The following is a 6002-nucleotide window of genomic DNA, read 5'->3' as shown; positions in this document are numbered from 1 at the left end:
ATTAGGTTTAAAGTATTGAAGTGATTTGAATAGACGAAAGATTTTTCGCCTCCCACCAGGTTGACAACACTGGCCAATAATAAGGGAGTTTCAGAGACAGCAAACTTTGCCTCTCCCATCCAGTTAAGCATACTTTCTGGTGAATTGTATTTGGTGGATTTGAAATTTTATTGGCACTGAGCGTTCACTCACCGGTGTAAATCAAACGAGGGGTGGAGGGGAATTTATCTCTAAATAATAAAGAAAAGGCCTTCTTTCAATGTAAAGTTTGTGCACAACCTTTGGCTGAAGCTCCTTGAAACAAAAAGAATAAAAAGAAGGGTAATGAGAACAACCGGAATGACAGAAATTAAGAAAAGTCCCAGCGCAAACCGGCTTTTGTTTAAAAAAGTCTTGCAAAGCCTTCCCTGAGAATTCAGGGGTGCTCTCAGCATTTAGGGAGCCTTGTTCTATGGCACAGTTACTTTCCACTGCCTTTTGAACAGCATATTCCTTTATCTGCTGTCCCAAACCAGGCATATCCAGCAGGTACAATCCCAGCAGGAAAAAACAAAGTAGTATTTGGCCCTTTTTTCTCATTATGGGGGTTAAACGTGCTCTTTACCAATTTTGATACAGTTGAAGAAAATTAAATGGGTTTGTTTTTAGTAAAAGGTTATTTTGATTAAGCCCAGATTCCTTTTTCACAATGATTGATTGATTCCTGATCCATTCAAGGTTACCCTTATTTAAAAATGATCTGGAAGGTAATTTTAAACAATCTATAACTGGTATATTCTACTAGATTTCTTGAATAATTATTTATTGGATGAATGAATTTTAGAATTGGGGATTAGCTCTGAGAGCGATTAAAGTTTAATACTAAACAACTTAAACTTCCTCTAGAAAAATCAGGAGGAAAGGACTCAAAAATCGGCCTTACGTATTTAACCCCTTCAATTTCACAAAAGAATCCTTCAATTCCAGCAGACATACACTTCCATAATCAATTTGGATTCGAAATGCATTTTTTAAGGGAATTTCTAGCAAATGAGCCAAAAGGGCACGGATAGGGCCTCCATGAAAAACAACACCAACTTTTTCCAACTTTTGAATTTTTAATTCTTCCGGTAAAGATTGGTTTGATCGGCCGGAAAGGCGCTCTTTCTTCGCTTTCGGCATTGTTGGAGAAGCAGTGCTACTTAATAGCTCTTCCCAAAAATGAATGACTCTTTGTTGTACTTCCAGAAAGTTTTCCCCCAATGGAGGCCTTTGGTGTACAAAATCTTTGATCCAGGGATCAGACTGCTGTCTGGGAATATCACTCCATCTTTTGAGCTCCCATTCTCCAAAATCCATTTCCCATAATCTTTCATCTGCTTCGTACCTTCCTGGAGAGATCTTTTGGGCAAGGGTTTTGCACCTTTTTGCCGGACTGGAAATCAACCGGTCAAAAGTTGCGGGGATTTTTGGATTCAACTTTTCCAATTCCTCCTCAAAACTTTCTTCCAGGGTTAAATCAGCACGACCATAACAAACTCCCTCCGGTATTTTCGGTTGGGTATGTCGAATCAAATAAATTTCCATAGGATAATTAAAGAAAGGTAAAAAACGACTTCGCACAATTGCTGAGTTGCACCTAAACAATCTCCTGTATACCCTCCAATCCATTTGTTGAAAAAGCGGGCTAAAAAGATTTTAGTCACATAAAGGGGAATGATCAGCAGAAATACTTGCCAACTTTCAAATAAAAACAAAGGAATTAGCCCAAAGAGAAAAGCAATAACCCCATCTTTTAAAGTTGGCTTACTGGTTAGGGTTTTCACTTTACTGCTTTCATCATTGCGAGCGTATTCATGGGTAAAAATAAAAGTGGTGGCCATCAATCTACTTAGGGAATGGGCTGTAATCAAACTAAATGGTAAAAGTTGAGAAGGAATAGTCATTAATAAGCCAAATTTCAGTAATAATAACATTACCAGGCCAATGACTCCATAAGCCCCTACTCTACTATCTTTCATGATTTCAAGTATTCGCTCTTTTGTCCATCCTCCTCCAAACCCATCACAAACATCCGCAAAACCATCTTCATGAAAAGCTCCCGTTAGCCAAATGCTACTTATCATCGCTAAAGGAACACTAATCATTGGAGGCAAAAGCAGGCTCGCCGCATAAAAGGTTAAAGCCGAAGCTCCCCCAACAATCCATCCAATTAAAGGAAAAAAACGGATAGATTTATGGGACTCCTCCTCTGAATACTCATACCCAAATGGTCCCGGAATACGGGTATAAAACATGAGGGCAGTAAAAAACAACCTGCTTTGACGTTTCATAATTGGTGATTTAAAGCTAATTCAAGACCACCTTTCCTTCCAACTATTTGGTTGAAACTCCTGCCGACTCAAAACTTGCCATTTCATTTAAGAAACAAACAGCCGACTGAATCAAAGGATAAGCCAAAGCTGCTCCTGTACCTTCACCCAAACGCATATCCATTTTTAAAACCGGACGAACCTGTAGGTATTCTAGCATGCGGGCATGGCCTTTTTCATCGGATTGATGACAAAAAACCGCATAATGCTTTATCTGGGGATACATTTTATAAGCCGAAATAAATGCAGCTGTAGCGATAAAGCCATCTACCAAAATTAACATTTGCTGTTCAGCGGCCTCTAATATAGCACCGAACATTTGGGCAATTTCAAAACCACCAAAGGTTTGTAATATTTTCAAAGGTTTAAACAATGGCCCATGGAAGTCTAGTGATTTTTTCAGCGCATGTAGTTTTTTTCCCAACCCTCTGGGGTCTACACCGGTTCCCTTGCCTACGCAATTTTCCAAAGGCATATTACACAGCAAACTCATCATCAAAGAAGCGGAGGAAGTATTTCCAATTCCCATTTCCCCAAAACCAATCACATTGCATCCTTGGGCTGCCAGCTGCCTGACTACTTTTCTTCCTGATTGAATGGCCTTTAAACATTCTTCTTCGGTCATAGCCGGGCCCCACATAAAGCTTTTGGTTCCATAACCAATCTTAGCGGAAATCAATCGATCATCTTCTGGAAAATCATAATTTACGCCGGCATCCACCACTTTTAAGCCCAGACCATTTTGTTGACAAAACACGTTGATCGCCGCCCCTTCCTGTAAAAAGTTCATTACCATTTGATAAGTAACCTCTTGAGGGTAGGCACTTACGCCCTCCTTTGCAATTCCGTGATCGGCAGCAAAAACCACTACAGTGGGATTATTTAATTGAGGAGATTCCGTCTGCTGTACTAACCCAATTTGCATGGCCAGTACTTCAAGTTGTCCCAAGGCACCTATGGGTTTAGTTTTATGATCTATCTTCTGTTGTAGTGTGGCTTTTAGGTTTTGATCCGGAGATTTTATATTAAATTGTAGAGTTTCCATAGGAAGTAATTAATCTTTTTGTGTTCCGCCAAGTAAAAACAAAGATCATACCGCTACCCCCTTGAACCAAGGCTTCCCGGCACTTTTTTCGAAAAAAAATATCGAGCTATAAATCAAGTTCTTTTCTTAAAGGGTGGTATTTAAACGTGCTGCCTTTCTTTATCCTGTGATTTTAGTTCCAAGGGTAAGCCAGAAACCATAAATACTGCATAATCTGCTTTAGCAGCAATGTATTGGTTCATCCAACCCTGCAATTCTGTAAATTTTCTACCTACATGAGTTTGGGCATGTAATCCCATACCAATTTCATTAGAAATGATAATAAAGGTGGCATCAATCTTCAACAGCCGATTTAATGATTCCTTTGCCAATCTAAGGGATTCGTCTCTATTGTTTTGTGTATCAGTAAAAAAATTAGTTAGCCATAAAGTCACACAATCAATAACTACTACTCTATTCTTTAGTTCGGGAAGAGCTAACTCTTTTTCCGCTTCCAAATTAGACCACCGGGAATCCCTTTCCTCTTGATGTCTTTGGACTCGTTGTCCGAAATCTTCATCCCAGATGCGAGAAGTAGCTAAATATATTGGGTTCTCTGAAAGTTGGAGGGCTAAGTTTTGGGCATAGGCACTTTTACCGGAACGTTCCCCTCCTGTTATGTAATAAAGCATAAATATTGATTTTATAGAGAACAGTCCTAATTTAATAATTAAAAGTTCTCAAAATTATAAATAACATAGAAATGCTTTTTTTTACCTTTTTGTGGAAAGAAGAGTCTTTTATAAAGTAATACAAAAACCGCTGCAAAAACTTACAGCGGTTTCCTTTATGATCTTTTGTTTAGCTCTAATTGTAATTAAAACCAAGAACTATTTAGTCAACTCTGCAAAATGCTTATGGAATCCAATAATAGTTTCAATTCCTTTGAAATAATTAAATACGCCATAACTTTCATTTGGAGAGTGGATAGCATCAGAATCTAGTCCAAAACCTAATAAAACTGTATCCACCTTTAATTCTTGCTTAAATAGTGCCACAATAGGAATACTTCCTCCATCTCTGGTAGGAATCGGCTTTTTGCCAAAAGATTCCTCAAAAGCCCTACTAGCTGCTTCATAAGAAAGAGAGTCCGTTGGAGTCAGAGCCGGTTCTCCACCATGGTGTGGGGTAACTTTAACTTTCACACTTTTTGGAGCAATGGCTTTAAAATGGTCCTCGAATAACTGAGTAATCCGTTTGCTGTCTTGGCCTGGAACTAAACGCATGGAAATTTTCGCATAGGCTTTAGATGGCAAAACTGTTTTTGCACCTTCGCCAATATACCCACCCCAAATTCCATTTACATCTAGAGTTGGACGAATCCCGGTTCTCTCCAAAGTGGTAAACCCTTTTTCACCTTCCACTTCTTCAATATCCAATTCTTTTTTGTACTGCTCCAAATCAAAAGGAGATTTATTCAGCTCTTTTCTCTCTTCTTCTGACAATTCCAGTACATTGTCGTAGAAACCAGGAATTGTAATATGTTTATTCTCATCTCTTAAAGAAGCAATCATTTCGCAAAGCACATTGATCGGATTGGCAACTCCTCCACCATACACCCCGGAATGCAAGTCACGATTAGGACCAGTAACTTCCACCTCCAAATAACTCATACCTCTTAACCCAACGGTTACCGATGGCGTATCGTTGGCAATCATGCTGGTGTCTGAGATAAGAATAACATCGGATTTTAACTTCTCACGATTTTCCTTTACAAAGATTTCGAGATTTTCAGAGCCAACCTCTTCTTCTCCCTCTATCATCAATTTCACATTACATGCCAGCTTTCCTTCTTTAGCCATGGCTTCAAAAGCCTTTACATGCATATACATCTGGCCCTTATCGTCACATGCGCCTCGAGCAAAAATTCTTTCATCTTTAATTACTGGCTCAAAAGGAGGAGAGTCCCACAACTCATAAGGGTCGGCAGGCTGTACATCGTAGTGCCCATAGACAAGGATTGTCGGTAAATTTTCATCAATAATCTTTTCTCCATAAACAATAGGAAAACCGGCCGTTTCACAAATTTCGGCTTTATCCACACCCGCTTCTTCCAACTTCTGCTTTACAAATTCGGCAGTTTTCCGCACATCACCAGCAAATTTACTATCTGCACTAACAGAAGGTATACGCAACAAATCAAGCAATTCATTCAAAAAACGTTCCTGATGTTCTTCTATATAGGCTTTGGCCTCTTTATTCTCCATAATTATTGATTCTTTATTTTTCTTATTGACTAAAAATCAGCCATTGAACGTAATTAAAAATTTATGAAAGGCATAGCGCCTATGGGCAACAAATTTATTGATTCCTTTTTAATTAGAAAATTTTGTAAAGCTTTCTGTCATCAGAAAGCATAAGGGGATTAATAAAGATAAATTAACAAATATTTATTAGACGACCTGTTCAATCACTTCTGAAAAGAAACAACCACTTTATTTAGGTAGTATTTAAATGCCATTTCCACTGTTTTAATTTTAATCAACTATAACCCTGATCAATGTTTTCAAATTTCTCCAATAAAGGCAATACTATTTCACAAATCCTTGAAGGTAATACTTCAGAAT

The 6002-nt window shown here is 38.4% G+C and carries 6 protein-coding genes; all 6 read right to left on the bottom strand.

Annotation, left to right across the window (positions count from 1 at the left end; translation table 11 throughout):
• Positions 1 to 201: 201 nt before the first annotated feature.
• Positions 202 to 579, bottom strand: coding sequence for a hypothetical protein (locus tag E1171_RS09395; RefSeq protein WP_155205749.1), 378 nt, complete (start codon positions 577 to 579; stop codon positions 202 to 204).
• Positions 580 to 918: 339 nt separating this feature from the next.
• Positions 919 to 1566 (bottom strand): alpha-ribazole phosphatase family protein, encoded by a 648-nt coding sequence (gene cobC, locus E1171_RS09390; RefSeq protein WP_187696366.1) that lies wholly within the window; start codon positions 1564 to 1566, stop codon positions 919 to 921.
• Positions 1551 to 2312 (bottom strand): adenosylcobinamide-GDP ribazoletransferase, encoded by a 762-nt coding sequence (locus E1171_RS09385; RefSeq protein ID WP_155205747.1) that lies wholly within the window; start codon positions 2310 to 2312, stop codon positions 1551 to 1553. The genes cobC and E1171_RS09385 overlap by 16 nt, the downstream gene beginning before the upstream one ends.
• A gap of 43 nt (positions 2313 to 2355) precedes the next feature.
• Positions 2356 to 3396 (bottom strand): nicotinate-nucleotide--dimethylbenzimidazole phosphoribosyltransferase, encoded by a 1041-nt coding sequence (cobT, locus tag E1171_RS09380; protein WP_155205746.1) that lies wholly within the window; start codon positions 3394 to 3396, stop codon positions 2356 to 2358.
• 140 nt (positions 3397 to 3536) lie between these two features.
• Entirely contained in the window at positions 3537 to 4067 is a 531-nt protein-coding gene (locus E1171_RS09375) for a bifunctional adenosylcobinamide kinase/adenosylcobinamide-phosphate guanylyltransferase (protein WP_155205745.1), read from the bottom strand.
• A 198-nt stretch (positions 4068 to 4265) separates the two neighbouring features.
• On the bottom strand, positions 4266 to 5642 hold the full coding sequence (locus E1171_RS09370; protein ID WP_155205744.1) for a dipeptidase: 1377 nt from the start codon (positions 5640 to 5642) through the stop codon (positions 4266 to 4268).
• Positions 5643 to 6002: the final 360 nt, after the last annotated feature.

This window comes from Xanthovirga aplysinae, from assembly GCF_009711365.1.
Lineage (GTDB): Bacteria > Bacteroidota > Bacteroidia > Cytophagales > Cyclobacteriaceae > Xanthovirga > Xanthovirga aplysinae.
Note: the sequence above shows the minus strand (reverse complement) of the source record. Positions and strands in the feature narration are given on the sequence as shown.